At 66.7% G+C, this 15,104-nt stretch carries 16 protein-coding genes; 10 read left to right on the top strand and 6 right to left on the bottom strand.

Annotation, left to right across the window (positions count from 1 at the left end; all coding sequences use genetic code 11):
* Window positions 1–35: 35 nt before the first annotated feature.
* The 3 genes from V6U71_RS04515 (at window position 36) to argC (ending at window position 3,410) form a co-directional block, all read left to right on the top strand.
* The gene (locus V6U71_RS04515; RefSeq protein WP_411341132.1) at window positions 36–1,460 is read left to right on the top strand and encodes a leucyl aminopeptidase family protein; all 1,425 of its coding nucleotides are present in this window, start codon (window positions 36–38) and stop codon (window positions 1,458–1,460) included.
* A 74-nt stretch (window positions 1,461–1,534) separates the two neighbouring features.
* Entirely contained in the window at window positions 1,535–2,479 is a 945-nt protein-coding gene (locus V6U71_RS04510) for a C40 family peptidase (protein ID WP_411341131.1), read from the top strand.
* 4 nt (window positions 2,480–2,483) lie between these two features.
* Window positions 2,484–3,410, top strand: coding sequence for an N-acetyl-gamma-glutamyl-phosphate reductase (gene argC / locus V6U71_RS04505; protein WP_411341130.1), 927 nt, complete (start codon window positions 2,484–2,486; stop codon window positions 3,408–3,410).
* Window positions 3,411–3,509: 99 nt separating this feature from the next.
* Here argC and V6U71_RS04500 read toward each other — a convergent pair whose 3' ends face one another.
* Window positions 3,510–3,725, bottom strand: a complete 216-nt coding sequence (locus V6U71_RS04500) for a hypothetical protein (protein WP_082396223.1) — start codon at window positions 3,723–3,725, stop codon at window positions 3,510–3,512.
* A 182-nt stretch (window positions 3,726–3,907) separates the two neighbouring features.
* Here V6U71_RS04500 and V6U71_RS04495 point away from each other — a divergent pair, with 182 nt between their 5' ends.
* Window positions 3,908–5,248 carry a PQQ-dependent sugar dehydrogenase gene (locus V6U71_RS04495; RefSeq protein ID WP_411341129.1) on the top strand — a complete coding sequence of 447 codons (1,341 nt, stop codon included), beginning with the start codon at window positions 3,908–3,910 and terminating at the stop codon, window positions 5,246–5,248.
* 37 nt (window positions 5,249–5,285) lie between these two features.
* Here V6U71_RS04495 and V6U71_RS04490 read toward each other — a convergent pair whose 3' ends face one another.
* Together V6U71_RS04490 and dnaN are read right to left on the bottom strand one after the other, a co-directional pair.
* Window positions 5,286–5,831 carry a hypothetical protein gene (locus V6U71_RS04490; RefSeq protein WP_411341128.1) on the bottom strand — a complete coding sequence of 182 codons (546 nt, stop codon included), beginning with the start codon at window positions 5,829–5,831 and terminating at the stop codon, window positions 5,286–5,288.
* Between the two features lie 22 nt (window positions 5,832–5,853).
* Window positions 5,854–6,969, bottom strand: a complete 1,116-nt coding sequence (gene dnaN / locus V6U71_RS04485; protein WP_054725211.1) for a DNA polymerase III subunit beta — start codon at window positions 6,967–6,969, stop codon at window positions 5,854–5,856.
* A gap of 170 nt (window positions 6,970–7,139) precedes the next feature.
* Between dnaN and V6U71_RS04480 the strand changes: the two genes are divergently transcribed.
* On the top strand, window positions 7,140–7,640 hold the full coding sequence (locus V6U71_RS04480) for a hypothetical protein (protein WP_411341127.1): 501 nt from the start codon (window positions 7,140–7,142) through the stop codon (window positions 7,638–7,640).
* 32 nt (window positions 7,641–7,672) lie between these two features.
* On the opposite strand, the gene V6U71_RS04475 is transcribed toward V6U71_RS04480, so the two are convergent.
* Window positions 7,673–8,554: a LysR family transcriptional regulator gene (locus tag V6U71_RS04475; protein ID WP_411341126.1), complete on the bottom strand. Its 882-nt coding sequence runs from the start codon at window positions 8,552–8,554 to the stop codon at window positions 7,673–7,675.
* A 151-nt stretch (window positions 8,555–8,705) separates the two neighbouring features.
* Between V6U71_RS04475 and V6U71_RS04470 the strand changes: the two genes are divergently transcribed.
* The 3 genes from V6U71_RS04470 (at window position 8,706) to V6U71_RS04460 (ending at window position 10,312) form a co-directional block, all read left to right on the top strand.
* The gene (locus V6U71_RS04470) at window positions 8,706–9,035 is read left to right on the top strand and encodes a UrcA family protein (protein WP_411341125.1); all 330 of its coding nucleotides are present in this window, start codon (window positions 8,706–8,708) and stop codon (window positions 9,033–9,035) included.
* Window positions 9,036–9,341: 306 nt separating this feature from the next.
* A complete protein-coding gene (locus V6U71_RS04465) occupies window positions 9,342–9,671 on the top strand; it encodes a YnfA family protein (RefSeq protein ID WP_411341124.1) in 330 nt (109 codons plus the stop codon).
* Window positions 9,668–10,312, top strand: coding sequence for an MOSC domain-containing protein (locus tag V6U71_RS04460; RefSeq protein WP_411341123.1), 645 nt, complete (start codon window positions 9,668–9,670; stop codon window positions 10,310–10,312). The genes V6U71_RS04465 and V6U71_RS04460 overlap by 4 nt, the downstream gene beginning before the upstream one ends.
* 97 nt (window positions 10,313–10,409) lie before the next feature.
* On the opposite strand, the gene V6U71_RS04455 is transcribed toward V6U71_RS04460, so the two are convergent.
* Window positions 10,410–11,123, bottom strand: a complete 714-nt coding sequence (locus V6U71_RS04455; protein ID WP_411341122.1) for an arylesterase — start codon at window positions 11,121–11,123, stop codon at window positions 10,410–10,412.
* A gap of 44 nt (window positions 11,124–11,167) precedes the next feature.
* On the opposite strand from V6U71_RS04455, the gene V6U71_RS04450 reads away from it, so the two are divergent.
* Complete coding sequence (locus V6U71_RS04450; protein ID WP_411341121.1) at window positions 11,168–11,839, top strand: ABC transporter ATP-binding protein; 672 nt, start codon at window positions 11,168–11,170, stop codon at window positions 11,837–11,839.
* Window positions 11,840–14,341, top strand: a complete 2,502-nt coding sequence (locus tag V6U71_RS04445; RefSeq protein ID WP_411341120.1) for an ABC transporter permease — start codon at window positions 11,840–11,842, stop codon at window positions 14,339–14,341.
* Here the strand turns inward: V6U71_RS04445 and V6U71_RS04440 are convergent.
* Window positions 14,338–15,039, bottom strand: coding sequence for a sulfite exporter TauE/SafE family protein (locus V6U71_RS04440; protein WP_054588630.1), 702 nt, complete (start codon window positions 15,037–15,039; stop codon window positions 14,338–14,340). The two genes, V6U71_RS04445 and V6U71_RS04440, sit on opposite strands and share 4 nt — an antisense overlap.
* Window positions 15,040–15,104 lie beyond the last annotated feature (65 nt).

Below are 15,104 nucleotides of genomic sequence, written 5' to 3'. Positions count from 1 at the left end.
TCGACAAAGTTTCCTTGCAGGCCTAGCACGCTGGCATGATCGACTATTCCGACATGATCCAGCCCGACCAGGGGCAGGACGCCCGCGCCATCCACCTCGTCGACAAGAAAGGCTATGACGGCTGGCTGAAGGACCGCAGCGCGCGCGAGCGCGCGCACCTTGCCGCCGTCGGGTTCAAGCCCGACGCCTTCGTCCACGCGATCCTGCCCGGCGACGATCCCGAACGCTGGGGTGTGGTGACGACCGTCGCCGACGTCGAAAACCTCTCGGCCTGGTGCCTCGCCAAGCTGGGTCAGATATTACCCGAAGGACGTTATCGCGTCGAAGGGCGGCAGCCGGGCAAGGCGCTGTTCGGCTGGATGAGCGCGCAATATCGCTTCGATGCCTATCGCAAGAAGGTCGAGACCAAGGGCGCCCGCGTGCTGCTGACCAACGATGTCGGCGCGATCGCGCCGATGGTCGCCGAGGCGCGCGCAACCGCGCTCGTCCGCGACCTCGTCAACACGCCTGCCGCCGACATGGGTCCGGCGAGCATCGAGAAGGCGGCCGAACGGATTGCCAAGGCGCATGGCGGCAAGCTCAGCGTCACGAAGGGCGAAGCGCTCGAGCAGGGCTATCCGATGATCCACGCGGTCGGGCGTGCAGCGGCGAAGCACCACGCGCCGCGGCTGATCGAGATCGTCTGGGGCAAGGAAGATCATCCGCGCGTCGCGCTGGTCGGCAAGGGGATCAGCTTCGACAGCGGCGGGCTGGACATCAAGCCGTCGGCGGGCATGCGGCTGATGAAGAAGGATATGGGCGGTGCCGCGCATGTGCTCGCGCTCGCCGAACTGGTGATGGCAGCGGGGCTGCCGGTGCGTCTGCACTGCCTCGTCGCCGCGGCGGAGAACGCGATTTCCGCCGACGCTTTTCGCCCCGGCGACGTCCTCAAGAGCCGGCTTGGGCTGACGGTCGAGATCGGCAACACCGATGCCGAGGGGCGGCTCGTCCTCGGCGACGCGCTCGCCAAGGCGGGTGAGGACAAGCCCGAACTGATCCTCGATTTCGCAACGCTGACCGGCGCCGCGCGCGTCGCACTGGGCCCCGACCTGCCTGCGCTGTTCGCCAACGACGACAGTCTCGCCGACGATTTGCTGAAAGGCGGCAGCGAACGCGACGATCCGCTGTGGCGGATGCCGCTGTGGGACGGTTATGCCGACCTCCTCGAAACCGACATCGCCGATATCGGCAATGCCGGGAGTTCGGCTTTCGCCGGGACCATCACCGCGGCGCTCTTTCTCAAGCGCTTCATCCCCGACAATACCGCCTGGGCGCATTTCGACACCTTCGCCTGGCGGCCCTCAGCGAAACCCGGCCGGCCGAAGGGCGGCGCCGCGCTCGGACTGCGTGCAGCATGGGCGATGTTGCAGGCGCGCTACGACCGCCGCAGCCAGCGCGGCCCGGTGGGCGAAGCGTCTTGATAAAGGCGGGCCTGCTGGTCTAATGCGCCGCGATTGTCCGCCGCGGGCGGGCGACGACTTCTACAGGACGGCATGTGACAGCGAAGAATGGCGACAGTATAGCGGCGAACCGCGTGCGCATGGGACGCCCCGGCGTCGTCGGCGCCGGGCGTGACCGCTTCGGCCTGACCGGCACGTCGCAGGCGTTCGATCCGCGCGTCGTCGCAATCCGTCCCGATCTGGCCGATATCGCCGTCGCCGGACAGCATTTCGCGCCGCACTATGCCGCGCCGATGATGCGCAGCGGCGTGCTACCCGCCGCGACGATGCGCGCCGCCCCCTCGCTCGACGCCGAACAGACGAGCGAATTGCTGTTCGGCGAGGGCTTTGCGCTGCTCGACCTCACCGGCGGCTGGGCGTGGGGTTACAGCCTCGCCGATCATTATGTCGGCTATCTCGCCGCCGATGCGCTCGGCGTGCCGATCGCGCCGACCCACCGCGTCCATGCCGCCGAGGCGATCCTGCACAGCGCCCCCGACGCCGCGGCCGGCGGCTCGGCGATCCTGCCGCGCGGTGCGCTCGTCATGGGCGAAGCCGAGGGCGAATGGCTCGCCACATCGCACGGTTTCCTGCCGCTTGCGGCGCTGGTCGACGTCGACGCCCGGGACGATGACCCGGCGGCGGTCGCCGAAGCGCTCACCGGCACCCCTTATGTCTGGGGCGGCCGCACCGCAAAGGGCATCGACTGCTCGGGGCTCGTCCAGCTCGCATGGAGCATGGCGGGTGTCCAGTTGCCGCGCGACAGCGACCTGCAACTCGCATCGCTGGGCCCGGACAAGGATGTCGACCCCGCAGCGCTGGCGCGCGGCGACCTCGTCTTCTTTCCCGGCCATGTCGGGATCATGGCCGACGACGCCAACATCATCCACGCCAGCCGACGATGGATGGCGGTGAACAGCGAACCGCTGGCCGACGTCATCGCGCGTTCGGCGGCGAAAGGGAATGATGTGCCGGTCTCCGGCCATAAACGATTGCGGTAAAATCATGACACAGACAGTCTTCATCGACGGCGCGGCGGGAACGACGGGCCTGGAAATCGCCGAGCGGCTGGCCGGGCGCAGCGAGTTTTCGCTGATCACGCTCGACGACGCGCGCCGCAAAGATGTGTCGGCACGGCGCGAAGCGCTGAACGGTGCCGATTTCGTCATCCTCTGCCTGCCCGACGAGGCAGCGCGCGAATCCGTCGCAATGATCGAAAACAACACGACGCGCGTCATCGACGCGTCGACCGCGCATCGCGTCGCGCCCGGCTGGGTCTATGGCTTTCCCGAAGTCAGCGGGCACGAGGCTGTCGCCGCAGCGGCGCGTGTCAGCAATCCCGGCTGCTATTCGACTGGCTTCATCGCGCTGGTCGCGCCGCTGGTGCGTGCCGGCCTGCTCCCTGCCGACTGGCCCTATAGTTGCAACGCGGTCAGCGGCTATTCGGGCGGCGGCAAGGCGTTGATCGAACGCTTCGAGCAGGACACAGACATTGCCTGGCGCGGCTATGCCCTCGCCCTCGGCCACAAACATGTGCCCGAAATGCAGTCGAACTGCGGACTGTCGATCGCGCCGCTCTTTTCGCCCGCGGTCATCGCGGCGCATCGCGGAATGGTCGTCGAAGTGCCTCTGCCCCTCGCCGCAATGCCCGGCGCAGCGACGCCCGATGCGCTGCGCGCTACGCTCGCGGAATTTTACGCCGCCAGCCCCGTCGTCGCGATGGGCAGCACACCTGCGGACGGCGAGATGTTGCTGCGCGGGTCGCAGGGCGGTGACGACCGGATCGAATTGTTCGTGTTCGGCAATTCGGGCGGCAGCCAGGCGCGCCTCGTCGCGCGGCTCGACAATCTCGGCAAGGGCGCCAGCGGCGCCTGCGTCCAGAACCTCAACATCATGGCGGGGTTGCCCGAAACGGCGGGCCTGCGGCTTTAATTTTGTTCGTCATCCCGGCGCAGGCCGGGATCTCGCCGGTGCGTTATCACGTTAGGTCGAGACCCCGGCCTGCGCCGGGGTGACGATGATGATCAACCCTCAGTGCACCGTGTCGAGCACATCCTCGACTGACAAATAGGTGATGAGCCGTTCGATCTGGCGCCAGCGCGCGAAATGGATGTGGTTGCCGAGCACGCGATATTGCTCGGCGCGCGCCGCTGCCGCATAGCCCGCTTCCTCGCCATGCTGGGCGATCAGCGCATGGGCATCGTCGACCGCGGCGCGGTCGGCAAGAAATGGGGCTGGCAGTTGCATCGGGTTCCCGGTCGGTTGCGTCACGCCTTTCTCCTAGCGCGGGGCGATCACTGCCCCGTTCCCAACCGTGATGAACAGGCGGGTAAGGTTAATCCCAGCGGCCGCGGCGTTAACCTTTGTACCGTGCGGACGAGCCGCGTTTCGACCTTTGCCGCCGCGCTTCGCCCGTGTAGACATGGGCCATGCGCAAGATCCTGAAATATGCCGCCCTCGCCCTGCTGGTCCTCGTGATCGTCGGCGGGATCACCCTGTACATCATGTCGCGCCCCGATGTTGCGCGCTTCTCGACCGCGGAGCTCAGCGGCCGGGTACCGGTGATGGCATCGCAGAAGACCGAGAGCTTCCCGACGATGAACGTGCCCGAAGCGACGAGCTGGCCCACCGGGCAGGCGCCGCGCGCCGCCGCGGGGCTGGCGGTGACGCGCTTCGCCGAAGGGCTCGATCATCCGCGCAACATGCTCGTGCTGCCCAACGGCGACGTGCTCGTCGCGGAATCGCAGAGCCCGCCGCGCGACACCTCGGGGGTCGAGGGCAAGATCATGGGCGCGCTGATGGGCAAGGCCGGCGCCGGCGGCCAATCGGCGAACCGCATCACCCTGCTCCGCGACGCCGACGGCGACGGCAAGGCCGAGGTGAAGACCGCCTATATCAGCGGACTTAATTCTCCTTATGGCATGGCGCTGGTCGGCAAGACGCTCTATGTCGCGAACACCGACGCGCTGCTCGCCTTTCCCTATGTCGAGGGCGAGACGAAGATGAGCGGCAAGGGCGAAAAGCTCGTCGACCTGCCCGCCAAGGGCACCAACCGCCACTGGACCAAAAGCCTTGCCGCTGCCCCCAACGGCTGGCTCTATATTGGCGTCGGCGCCGACAGCAATATCGGCGAAGCGGGGATGAACCGCGAATTCCGCCGCGCCAGCATCCTCGAGGTGCGCCCCGAAAACAAATATATGCGCACCTTTGCCGCGGGCATCCGCAACCCCGTCGGCGTCGCCTTCTACCCGGGCAGCGACCGGCTGTGGACCGTCGTCAACGAACGCGACATGCTGGGCAGCGACCTCGTTCCCGATTATCTGACCGACGTCACCGAGGGCGATTTCTATGGCTGGCCCTGGTATTATTGGGGCGGCTTCATCGACCCGCGCGTCGAGCCCGAGGCCGAGGACCGCCGGCAATATGTCAAGCGCCCCGATTACGGCCTCGGCGCCCACACCGCGCCGCTCGGCTTCACCTTCTCCACCGGTCTCGACCTTGGCGAGCGCTGGACGAACGGTGCGCTGATCGCCCGGCACGGATCGTGGAACCGCGAACCCGTTGCGGGCTATGACGTCGTGTTCGTCAAGTTCGGCGCCAACGGCAAGCCGGTCAATGCGCTCCCCGTCACGCTGCTCGACCAGTTCCTGGCCAAGGATGGCAAGACGACGCGCGGTCGCCCAGCCGATGTGAAGGTCGCGAAGGACGGCAGCGCACTGGTTGCCGACGACGCGGGCAACACGATCTGGCGGGTAGCGAAAGCGGGGTAAATGGATTTGAATCAGGCTCGCGAGTTAGGACGACATCCTAAACTGCTATTTGCCTAACCCAGCCCGGAGGAACCAACTCCGGCCTTTTGCGGTAAATTTGCCTCATCAAGTCCAAGATTGAGTCTCTTTTAAAATTATCAAACCGCACTTGGATAGCATTGTCATATTTGTTTGGCGGATCCGATAAGCCGGATATTTCGATGACCGCGCCCGGCTGATACCTCGAACTACCGCCGAAATTCCTGCTTTGAGGCGCGCCAATCTTGAGCATGTCTTCGAATTTCATTCTTGCAATCGGGCGTCGAGGAAGCTCCCACGGTTCGCATTGCGGGCGAAAATATATCGCTTCTTCATCCCATTGAACAACGTGGGTAAATTCCGCCCAGACTATCCATCCAAACAATGCCGCTATGCCAATCAAAGCCGGCGCGACTTCGCTAAGGGCCCAGATCGCCCTAGCCCAAGATTCATAGAAAACGAAAAATAGAAACAGCCCGAAAAACGTAACGAATATAACAAATAGCATCGTCGCGGTTCTTGGGGTGACAATATTGACCAAACGGCCCGATACATTGTCACTCAACTTCCAGCTTTCCGATTCAACGTTACACCCGCATCGGCATCAGCACATAAAGTGCCGGGCTCTTCTCGCTCTCGCGGATCAACGTCGGGGCGTTGGCGTCGGCGAGGTGGAGTTCGACATTGTCGCCATCGACCTGCCCGAGGATATCGCTGAGATAACGGGCGTTGAAACCGATCTCCATCGCATCGCTGTCGTAAGCTGCGGCGAGTTCTTCGGCCGCGGTGCCGTTTTCGGGGCTGGTGACGCTGAGCGTGATGCGATCCTTGTCGAGCCCGACCTTGACCGCGCGGGTCTTTTCGCTGGCGATCGTCGAGACGCGGTCGACGCCTTGGAACAGGCTCTTGGGATCGACTTTCAGGAGCTTGTCGTTCGCGGTCGGGATGACTCGGCTGTAATCGGGGAAGGTCCCGTCGATCAGCTTCGAGGTGAGCACGGCGTTGCCGAGCTGGAAGCGGATCTTGCTCGCCGACAGGCTGATCTCGACATTGCCCTCGGCCTCGTCGAGCAGCTTGCGGATCTCGCCGACGCATTTACGCGGCACGATGACGTCGGGCATCGACGAGGCGCCGTCGGGGCGCGTCACCGTGTAGCGGGCAAGACGGTGGCCGTCGGTCGCCGCAGCCTTCAGCACCGGACCCGATGCATCCTCTGCGACATGCAGGAAGATGCCGTTGAGATAATAGCGCGTTTCCTCGGTCGAGATCGCGAAGCGCGTCTTGTCGATGATCTGGATCAGCTCGGCAACCGGCAGTTCGAAATTGGTCGGCAGGTCGCCTTCGGCGATCACCGGGAAATCGTCGCGCGGCAGCGTCGGCAGGTTGAAGTTCGACCGGCCGGCCTTGACCTGCATCTTGCCCTCGGCGGCGGCGAGGCTAACCTCGGTGCCTTCGGGCAGTTTGCGGGCGATTTCGAACAGGGTGTGCGCCGACACCGTCGTGGTGCCCGGGGTTTCGACCTTCGCCGCGATGGTTTCGACGACTTGCAGGTCGAGGTCGGTCGCCATCAGTTTGAGCTGTCCCGACGCATCGGCTTCGATGAGGACGTTCGAGAGGATGGGGATGGTATTGCGCCGTTCGACCACCGACTGGACGTGGCCGAGGCTCTTCAACAACACTGCGCGTTCGATCGTCGCTTTCATTCTAACTCCGCCATCCCTTGTTTCGCGGGAGATTTCCCGAGGGGACAAGCATCGGAGGCGATTCGCAGCCCCGATTCCCGGCCCCTGAAAATGTCCACCTTCCTTAACGCACGCGTGGCTCTAGGCAAGCCATGCTTGCAAAGCATCCACTTTCGCGCAAACGAGGGCCGATGCGGCGCGCGCTCCTTCTCCTTGCCCCCCTGCTTTTCGGCATCGCGGCGGCGCCCCCCGCGGCCGCCCGCACCGCGCTCGGCATTTTCGACGGCTGGGGGGCCTTCCGCGATCCCGCAGCGCCGCGATGCTATGCGATCGCCGCCCCCGCCGCGACGATCGGCACGCCGCAGGTCAAAGCCTATGCCAGCGTCGGTTACTGGCCGAAATCGCGCATCCGCGGACAATTCTATGTCCGCCTGTCGAAAGCCCGCAATCCTCAGCGCGAATTGCGGCTGACGGTCGGCAACCGCCGTTTCATCCTGACCGGCAACGGCGCGCACGGCTGGGCGAGCGACGCGCGGATGGACGCCGCGATCATCGCCGCGATGCGGTCGGCGCCGAGCATGAGCGTCGAAAGCAGCACGCCGAACGGCGGCGCGATCGCCGATACCTATCGCCTGCGCGGCGCCGCGACCGCGATCGACGCGGCGGCGCTGGGATGCGCAAGGCTGCGGTGAGGCCGTAGCGCCGGACGCGGTAGGGTCAGCACCTACCCCCGCCCCAGTTTCGTCAGCGCCGCAGCGAGGAAATCGAGCACCATCCGCACGCGCGGAACATGACGCAACCGTTCGTGCGTCAGCAGCCAAAGGCCTGTCGTATCTTCGCTCTTGGGCGGCAGGCAGCGGATGAGGTCGGGTTCGCGGTCAGCGAGGAAGGCGGGCAGGATAGTAAGCCCCATCCCCGAACGGACCCCGGCGAGCAGGCCGGTGCCGCTGTCATATTGCATGACCACCGACGCTTCGAGCCCGTACTGCCGCAGCCAGGCCTGATAGGGTTCCCAGACCCCGCCGCCACCGCCGATGAACGGGTGGGTGGCGAGTTCGGCGCGGGTGTGCGGGATGCCGTGACGGTCGGCATAGTCGCGGCTGCAATAGAGCGTCCACGGATTGTCGGCGATGCGCCGCCCGACGAGCCCGGCGCCGGCGGGTTGCTTGCTGCTGCGGATCGCGATGTCGGCGGCGCCGGCGGCAAGGTCGCGCGGCTCGTCCGCCGTGTCGAGATGGATGTGGATTTCGGGATGCGCGGCACGCAGGTCGCGGAGGATCGGCGGCAGCACGGTTACCGCGAAAATCTCCATCGTCGTCACGCTGACCGTTCCGCCCGCATCGCGCGAACGCGCGCGCGCCGCTTCGCCGAAGCGGTCGGCGGCTTCCCTGACGGCCAGCGCGCTCGCCAGCATCGCCTCGCCCACCGGTGTTAGCGCGTAGCCGGCCTGACGCCTTTCGAACAGGCTCAGCCCGGTCGCTTCTTCGAGCGCGGCGATGCGCCGGGCGACGGTCGTCTGGCTGACGCGCAGCGCCTGCGCGGCGGACAGCGTGCTGCCCGTTTCGGCCACCGCAAGAAAGGCTTTGAGGTCGTTCCAATCGTACATGACGCCTTGTGCGCCATAATCGCCTTCGCCTCATTCTGCAATTTTGCAGAATGGTCGCGCAACATCGTTGCTCCTTTCGGCGCCGCGTACCGATTATCTCTGCTCCACCGGCTTCCTCCCCTCCCCTTCAGCCGGCCGATGGAGACATGAGATGAAAAAGCTTCTGATCCTCGCCACGCTGGCCACCGCTTCGTTCGGCCAGCCCGCCTTCGCGCGGCCCGCGCCCGCAAACCCGACGGTGGTCGTTCAGCATAGCGACCTCGACCTGCGGACCGAGGCCGGCGCCCGCACGCTCCAGCACCGCATCCGCCACGCCGTCGCGACCGTCTGCGGCACCGCGTCCGATTTCGATATCGAAGGCAAGAACGACGTGCGGCAGTGCCGCAAGGATACCCGGGTGCTAGCTTCGGCGCAGGCCGAGTTGGCGATCGCGGGCGCCGCGCGCGACCGGGCAATCCAGGTCAGTTCGATCCAGAGATGACGGCGCACCCCGCTGCGGGGCTCGCCAGAACCGGGGCCGCGATCAGGGCACGATCGCGACCCCGTCTTTTTACGGTATGACGGCATTGGGGTGAGAGCTGACATAGCTCCACCCATTTTCGTCATCCCGGACTTGATCCGGGATCCACTGCGGCGCTGAAGTCATGGACCCCGGATCAAGTCCGGGGTGACGAAGAAGGACATGTCTGCTCCCGGCCGCTTCGAGACATTTTCCCATCCCGGACGAGAATGGCGGATCACGCACAAACCACTTTTCTTTCCGCCCCGCCGCCGCCACGGTGCCCGCATGACCGCATTGGCCTATATCGGAGCGGCGCTTGCCGAAATCGCCGGATGCTTCGCCTTCTGGGCGTGGCTGCGGCTCGACAAATCGGTGTGGTGGATCGTACCGGGCATGGCCTCGCTCGCGCTGTTCGCGTGGCTGCTGACGCTCGTCGATTCCGACCATGCGGGGCGCACCTATGCCGCTTATGGCGGCGTCTATATCGTCTCCGCGCTCCTGTGGCTGTGGGCGGTCGAAGGCGCGAGGCCCGATCGGTGGGACCTGATCGGTGCCGTCATCTGTCTTGGCGGCGCGGCGATCATCCTGTTCGGGCCGCGGGGTGCCGCGGCATGAGTTATGCGATCGATGCGGTGCTGACCGGCAAGGCGCGCACCTTTCGCGGCGAGGAAGCGAGCGCGATCGCAAAGACCCCGGTCCGCGGGGCGTTGCACGTCGGCTTGCTCGGGATCGACGGCGACGAACAGGCCGACCTGACGGTGCATGGCGGGGTCGACAAGGCGATCCACCATTATCCGCGCGATCATTACGGCTGGTGGTCGGGCGAGCTTGGCGACCATGTCCTGCTCGCCGCGCCGGGCGCGTTCGGTGAGAATATCTCTACCCAGGGCCTGATCGAGACCGAGGCGTGTATCGGCGACCGCTACCGGCTCGGCACTGCGCTCGTCGAGATCAGCCAGGGACGGCAGCCCTGCTGGAAGCTGGGCCACCGCTTCGGGGTGGCAACGGTGCCGGCGACAGTGGTCACGACGCGGCGGAGCGGCTGGTATTACCGGGTGATCGAAGAAGGCGCCGTCGCGGCGGGCGACGCGCTGGAACTGGTCGAGCGGCCGCTGCCCGGATGGAGTGTCGAGCGCGTCTTCGCGCTGCTGATCGGCGGCGCGGGGAAGCGCGAGCCCGAGGCGCTCCGCCTGCTTGCCGCGATGGAAGTGCTGGCGACCACCTGGCGCGCGCGGGCAGCGAAGCTGCTGGGCTAATCGTCATTGCGAGGAGCGTAGCGACGAAGCAATCTCCAGCCCGTGTCCATTTCGGCCGTTAGCTGGAGATTGCTTCGCTCCGCTCGCAATGACGGGATTATTTCGCGTCGGGCAGCGCATCCTCGACCAGCGGCGCAAGGCCATCGACGACGACCGTCACGCCCTTTGCGTTCGGATGGATATTGTCGCCGAGCATCAACTCCTTCTTGCCCACGACATTGTCGAGAATGAAGGGATAGAAGCTCGCGTCATATTTCGCGGCAAGTTCGGGATAGATGGGATTGAACTTCGCCGCATAATCACTGCCGAGATTGGGCGCCGCGACCATCCCCGTCAGCAGCACCGGAATCTCGCGCTTCTTGAGTTCGGCAAGCATCGCATCGAGATTGGCGCGCGTCTGGTCGGGACCGATACCGCGCAGCATGTCGTTGCCGCCAAGCCCGAGAAGAACGAGCGCCGGTTTCGTCTTCGCATTGTCGAGCACATAGGTCAGCCGCTGCCGCCCCGCTGCGGTGGTATCGCCCGAAACGCCGGCGTTCTGCACCCGCACCACCACGCCGTCCTCGGCGAGCGCCGCCTGCAATTGCGGCGCAAGACCTTCCCGCGGGCCGAGTTGGTAACCCGCGTAGAGGCTGTCGCCGAAGGCGATGACCAGCGGCGCGTCGGCGGGGATTGCGGGCGCCGCCTTCGCCGCGGCCGCTTCGTTCGTCGACGCCGCCGGCTTTTCAGCGGGTCCGCAGGCGGCGAGTGGTTGGCAAAGCAAAATCGCGCAACCATATAGAGCGTAAGAGCGCCATCCGGCCGTTCGCATTTCCAAAGGGTCCTTCCTTGCCCGACACTCGACCATCGCCCGATATGGCGATCGCCGCCCATAATGTGACGCTGACTTTGGGGAGCGACAAGGCCCCCGTCGAAATATTGCGCGGTGTCGACTTGGAGGTCGCGGCCGGCACGTCAGTGGCGCTGCTCGGCCCGTCGGGATCGGGCAAAAGCTCGCTGATGGCAGTCCTTGCCGGCCTCGAACGCGCGGGCGGCGGGACGGTCAGGGTCGCGGGTCTCGATTTCGCGACGATGGACGAGGATGGTCTGGCGCGCGCGCGGCGCGGGCGGATCGGCATCGTCCTGCAGGCCTTTCACCTGCTGCCGACGATGACCGCGCTCGAAAATGTCGCGGTGCCGCTCGAACTCGCAGGCATCGAAGATCCGTTCGGACGCGCCGCCGCCGAACTCGAGGCGGTCGGGCTCGGCCACCGGCTGACGCACTATCCCGCCCAGCTGTCGGGCGGCGAGCAGCAGCGCGTCGCCATCGCGCGCGCGATGGCGAGTTCGCCCGCGATCATCTTTGCCGACGAGCCGACGGGCAATCTCGACACCGCGACGGGGCAGTCGATCATCGACCTGATCTTCGCACGGCGGGCCGCGCTCGGCGCGACGCTACTGATCATCACCCACGACCCCGAACTCGCCGAACATTGCGACCGCGTCGTCGTGATGCACGACGGCAGGATCGAAGAGCGGGCTGCCTAGGTGCTGCCCCTCGCCACCCTCTGGCGCATTGCCCGACGCGACCTTGCGACGCGCATCCGCGGCCTGCGCCTGCTCGCCGTCTGCCTGTTCCTCGGCGTCGCGACGCTCGCGGCAATCGGCAGCCTGACGCGCGGCATCACCTCCGAACTCGAGGTGCGCGGCCAGACGATCCTTGGCGGCGACATCGAGTTCAGCCTGCCGCAGCGGCAGGCCACCGCAGCCGAAATGGCGGCCTTCCGCCGCACCGGCGCCGCATCGGCGACGGTACGGCTGCGCGCGATGGCGAACGATCCCGACGGCGACGCGCTGCTGTCCGAACTGAAGGCGGTCGACGGCGCCTATCCGCTTTACGGCACGATGCGCCTCGACAGCGGCGCGCGGCGCGGCCCGCCGCCGCCGGGCGGCATCTGGATCGGCAAAGACCTTTCGTCGCGCCTCGACCTCAAGGTCGGCGACCGGGTAAAGTTCGGCGAAAAACCGTTCCTGATCGACGGCGTGATCGCCGAGGAGCCCGACCGGCTCGGCGAAGGCTTCACGCTCGGCCCGGTGGCGATCATCGGGCTGGCCGACCTGCCGGCGACGCAGCTCATCCAGCCCGGCAGCCTCTACGAAAGCAAATATCGCGTCCGCCTGCCCGGTGACGCCAACCCCGAAGCGGTCGGGAAACGGCTGACCGCCGAATTCCCCGATGCGGGCTGGGACGTCACCGATCGCAGCAACGGCGCGCCGGGGACGCGGCGCTTCATCGAGCGGATGGGGCAGTTCCTGTCGCTCGTCGGGCTCGCCGCGCTCGTCATCGCCGGGATCGGGGTCGGCAACGGCGTCGCGAGCTATCTCGCGGGCAAGCGGCCGGGGCTCGCAACGCTGAAGGTGCTCGGCGCCGACAGCGGCACGGTCGCGCGCATCTATGGCCTGCAAATCCTTGCCGTCGCGGCGATATCGATCGTCCTCGGGCTGGCGGTCGGCGCGCTGATGCCGTCGGCAATCGGCTGGATCGCCGGCGACGTGCTGCCAGTGCGGCCGGGCTTTGCGCTCTATCCGCTGCCGCTGGCGGTCAGCGCCGCCTATGGACTGCTGATCGCCGTCGCCTTTGCGCTGCCGCCGCTGTCGGCGACGCGGCATGTGCCCGCCGCGGGTCTGTACCGCGCGACGGTCGACAGCGCCGGGCGGATCGACCGGCGGACTTTGGTGGCGGTGGCTGCGGCCTTTGCCGCGATCGTGACGCTGGCGGTGGCGACGGCGCGCGAGCCGCTGTTCGCCTTGGGCTTCATCGCCGCGGCGGTCGGCCTGCTCATCGTCCTGGTCGGGCTCGGCTGGTTCGTGCGCCGTACTGCGAGCCGGGTGCCGCGTCCGCGCCGCCCCTTGCTCCGCCTCGCGCTCGCCAACCTCCATCGGCCTGGCGCTGCGACCGGCGCGCTCGTCGTCGCGCTCGGGCTCGGGCTGACGCTGTTCGTGACGCTCGCCGCGATCCAGACGAGCATCACCGCCGAAATCGCGCGCACCGTGCCGCAGCGGGCGCCGAGTTTCTTCGTGCTCGATGTGCCGCGCGACGGCGTTGAACGTTTCCGCGCGCTGGTGACCGGAGCCGACCGGCAAGCACAGATCAACATGATCCCGGCGCTGCGCGGCAGCGTCACCGAATTTCGCGGCCAGCGCGTCGACGAACTCGCCGAGCTGCCCGAGGGCGCGTGGGTGCTGCGCGGCGACCGCGGGCTGACGTACAGCCCGGCGCTGCCCAACGGCAGCGAACTGGTCGGCGGCACGTGGTGGTCCAGCGATTACAAGGGCCCGTCGCTGGTCAGCGTCGAGCAGGAAGTGGCGACGTCGCTGGGCCTCAAGCTCGGCGACACGCTGTCGGTCAATGTGCTGGGGGTCGAGGTGCAGGCAAAGGTCGCATCCTTCCGCACCGTCGAATGGGACAATTTCGGGCTCAACTATGTGCTCGTCTTCTCGCCGGGAACCTTCGACGCGGCGCCGCACAATATGGTCGCGACCGTCGCGGTCGGCCCGAAGGCCGAGACCGACCTCGCGCGCAGCATTCCGCGCGCCTTCCCCTCGGCCTCGCTGATCCAGGTGCGCGACGTCGTGTCGCAGGTCACCACTTTGCTCACCCAGATGAGCCAGGCGATCGCCGCGGCGGCGAGCATCGCGATCCTCGCCGGGATTGCGGTGCTGATCGGTGCGATCGCCGCGAGCCGCGAACGGCGCGTCTATGACAGCGTCATCCTGAAGCTGCTTGGCGCTACGAGGGGCCAGATACTGGGCGCGCAGGGCCTCGAATATGCGGTGCTCGCGTCGATCCTTGCGCTGCTCGCGCTCGGGCTGGGACTTGCGGGGGCGTGGTATGTCGTGACCCAGCTCTTCGATTTCAGCTTTGCGCCCGACCCGCTGATCGTCGGTGCGACGCTAATCGGCGGCGCGGGGCTGTCGTTCCTGATCGGGATTGCGGGAAGCTGGCCGCTGCTCTCGGCCAAGCCCGCGCAGGCGCTGCGCAGCCTCTAGTTCAGCAGGCGCACCACTGCCGACACCGCAGCGATGCCGAGGACGACAGCGACCATCGCCTGCCAGACATGCGGCGGCACGCGGCCGAAATGGCGCGCGCCGACATAATTGCCGAGCCACATCGGCGGAAAAAGAATGACCGACAGCAGGAACAGCCGCCAGGTCGCGATGCCGACCCACAGCGCGGCGAGCGTACCGGCGATGGCGGTCATGAAAAAGATCATCAGCATCGACGCCCGCGCGACCTTCGGGTCGACGCGGCGGCGGAGATAGAAGGGCACGACCGGCGGCCCCGGCATCGCAGCGAAGCCGGTAAGGATCCCCGACGCGATCCCGGTCCCGGCAACCGCCAGCCGGCCCGGGCGATGTCCCTCGGGCTTCTTCGGCAGCAGCACCGCGATGAATGCGACGACGGCCGCTGCGGTGATCAGCAGCCGCGCGATGTCGGCGGGGGTCATATCGAGCACGAACATGCCGACCGGCGTCGTCGCCATCGCGGCCAGCCCGATCGGTACGGCGGTCGAGCGGTCGGCGTCGGCGACGATATGCCCGATCCCCACCGGCCCGATCAGCAATTGCAGCAGGATGCCCATCACCACCGCCTCGCCCGGCGGGATGATCAGGCCGAGCAGCGGCACAAGGATGATCGCCATGCCGAAGCCGGTAAGCCCGCGGACATAGGCCGCACCAAAGGTCATCGCCGCGGCACCCGCAATCGTCAGCGGCGGCAGCCCGATCAGGTTTTGCAGAGCAATCGCGCCGA

Origin of the sequence: Sphingopyxis sp. J-6, assembly GCF_046603995.1 — a bacterium.
Classification (GTDB): domain Bacteria; phylum Pseudomonadota; class Alphaproteobacteria; order Sphingomonadales; family Sphingomonadaceae; genus Sphingopyxis.
The sequence above is the reverse complement of the archived record's forward strand: the minus strand, read 5'-3'. Positions and strand labels throughout refer to the sequence as shown.

Coding starts and splice junctions, on each gene's coding strand:
- V6U71_RS04515 (WP_411341132.1), top strand. CDS start 36: ATGATCGACTATTCCGACATGATCCAGCCCGACCAGGGGCAGGACGCC.
- argC (WP_411341130.1), top strand. CDS start 2,484: ATGACACAGACAGTCTTCATCGACGGCGCGGCGGGAACGACGGGCCTG.
- V6U71_RS04500 (WP_082396223.1), bottom strand. CDS start 3,725: ATGCAACTGCCAGCCCCATTTCTTGCCGACCGCGCCGCGGTCGACGAT.
- V6U71_RS04495 (WP_411341129.1), top strand. CDS start 3,908: ATGCGCAAGATCCTGAAATATGCCGCCCTCGCCCTGCTGGTCCTCGTG.
- dnaN (WP_054725211.1), bottom strand. CDS start 6,969: ATGAAAGCGACGATCGAACGCGCAGTGTTGTTGAAGAGCCTCGGCCAC.
- V6U71_RS04480 (WP_411341127.1), top strand. CDS start 7,140: ATGCGGCGCGCGCTCCTTCTCCTTGCCCCCCTGCTTTTCGGCATCGCG.
- V6U71_RS04475 (WP_411341126.1), bottom strand. CDS start 8,554: ATGTACGATTGGAACGACCTCAAAGCCTTTCTTGCGGTGGCCGAAACG.
- V6U71_RS04470 (WP_411341125.1), top strand. CDS start 8,706: ATGAAAAAGCTTCTGATCCTCGCCACGCTGGCCACCGCTTCGTTCGGC.
- V6U71_RS04465 (WP_411341124.1), top strand. CDS start 9,342: ATGACCGCATTGGCCTATATCGGAGCGGCGCTTGCCGAAATCGCCGGA.
- V6U71_RS04460 (WP_411341123.1), top strand. CDS start 9,668: ATGAGTTATGCGATCGATGCGGTGCTGACCGGCAAGGCGCGCACCTTT.
- V6U71_RS04455 (WP_411341122.1), bottom strand. CDS start 11,123: ATGCGAACGGCCGGATGGCGCTCTTACGCTCTATATGGTTGCGCGATT.
- V6U71_RS04450 (WP_411341121.1), top strand. CDS start 11,168: ATGGCGATCGCCGCCCATAATGTGACGCTGACTTTGGGGAGCGACAAG.
- V6U71_RS04440 (WP_054588630.1), bottom strand. CDS start 15,039: ATGACCTTTGGTGCGGCCTATGTCCGCGGGCTTACCGGCTTCGGCATG.